A 1,582-nucleotide genomic window follows, 5' to 3' on the forward strand; every position below is an offset into this window, starting at 1 on the left:
CCTAATTTTGGTTGTCTGTTTTTTGTCTTACTCCTGAAGTGGGTTGACTGGATTTAACATTTAAAACTATATCGGGTTGACCGTTTTTTCTTTTATCTCTAAAAGCGGTTTACCCCTTTTTTCTTATCCCTAAATAGGGTTGATATATTATCTTTTATAATAATATTCTTGAACAAGAAAGACCTTGTTTTTAGATCAGGCCTTTTCTTGTCCGGTGCTCCCCGGGGAGCTTCTTTTTTTCCTGTGGAACAAAGATAGCAAATCTTAGACGATACATTCCTCCCTATAACTGTCTTTATAACTTTTCCAACGTTTTTTTATCTGCCCTGTCATTTGTCTTGCCTGGACAGGTGTCATCATATCCAGGCTCCGGTGTGGCCTCTTATTGTTGTAAAATTCTATAGCTTGACTTACTGTATTGCGAACTTGCCTTATACCGGCAAAGTGATGGTGGTTAAGAAACTCCGTTTTAAGTATTCCGTTAATACGTTCGGCTACGGCATTGTCTTTTGGATCTCCACTTTGGGTCATACTGATCTGTATTTTCAATCCCTTAAGGTAAGCAGTGTATAGCAGGCTTGCATATTGGCAACCACGGTCGGAGTGGTGAATCAACTTTATATTAGTACCCTCCAAGCGTTTACATGCCATTTTTAATGCTTCCAGCGTATAGATAGATTCTAAAGTGGGACCTACAAACCAGCCCACCACTTCATGGGTGTATGCATCCGTAATGATGGAAAGGTAACAAAAGCCTTCATCTGTACGCACATAAGTTATATCACTCACCCACACCTGATTGGGGCGGGTAACAAGTAGGGTACGAACCAAATCGGGGTAGACTGCCAGGTCATGGTTGGAATTGGTAGTCCGTGGACCTTTGCGGTGTTTGCGAAGCATCAGTCTATATTCTTTCAAGACAGCAAGGAAAGCATCACGGCCTAAACTATAGTCTGTGCCGAAGTAGTCTTTATACATTAGCCAAAGCTTCTCTCCACCGATGCCGGGATCAAGATCACGCACGGTATGAACATATTCCACAAGGAACCGCTCATGGGCCAGACGGGCAAAAATATTGTCAACGTGCTTATAATAGGCTTGTTTACTTACACCAAACAGTCTGCACAGGCCGGTGACTGAATGTCCTCCGGCCTCTGCAGTAAGCCGTTTTACCGTTTGGTGCCAGCTTTTTTTCGGATATCGATATTAAACTGTTCTTCAGCAACATCGACCATCGTTTCATAAAAGTCGGCACGCATCTTCTCCTTTTTCAATTCCAGCTCTTTCTGGTGGAGCTGGCGTTTGAGTTCTCGAATTTCTTCGGACTCACTGCGTTCTTTTTCTTTGCCCATTTCTTTGGAACTTAAATATCCTTCAGGAGCAAAGGTAAGAAGCCAATAATTAAATGTGCCGCGATCCAGGGACTTTTTCTTACAGAAATCATAAAAACTCAAATTGCCAGAGAAATACTCCTCAATAACAGCGAATTTAAAAGCGGTGTCGTAAACTTTACGACCTTTAAAGGTGCGAGTACCCATAATCAATTAACTTTCATTAAGTCAACTTTTTCTAGGGTAAGACA

1 protein-coding gene and 1 pseudogene are annotated in these 1,582 nt (G+C 41.7%); both read right to left on the minus strand.

What is annotated here, in order from left to right; all coding sequences use genetic code 11:
- Nucleotides 1–264: 264 nt before the first annotated feature.
- Nucleotides 265–1,155 (minus strand): annotated as a pseudogene (locus NBH14_RS28580) (IS3 family transposase); the annotation flags it as partial.
- 14 nt (nucleotides 1,156–1,169) lie between these two features.
- Entirely contained in the window at nucleotides 1,170–1,538 is a 369-nt protein-coding gene (locus tag NBH14_RS28585) for a transposase (protein ID WP_186962107.1), read from the minus strand.
- Between the last annotated feature and the right edge of the window lie 44 nt (nucleotides 1,539–1,582).

The sequence above is a fragment of the Parabacteroides caecihominis genome (assembly GCF_023656785.1).
GTDB lineage: Bacteria > Bacteroidota > Bacteroidia > Bacteroidales > Tannerellaceae > Parabacteroides > Parabacteroides segnis.

Excerpts from the sequence above, each read along its gene's own strand:
- NBH14_RS28585 (WP_186962107.1), bottom strand. The coding sequence starts at position 1,538 with ATGGGTACTCGCACCTTTAAAGGTCGTAAAGTTTACGACACCGCTTTT.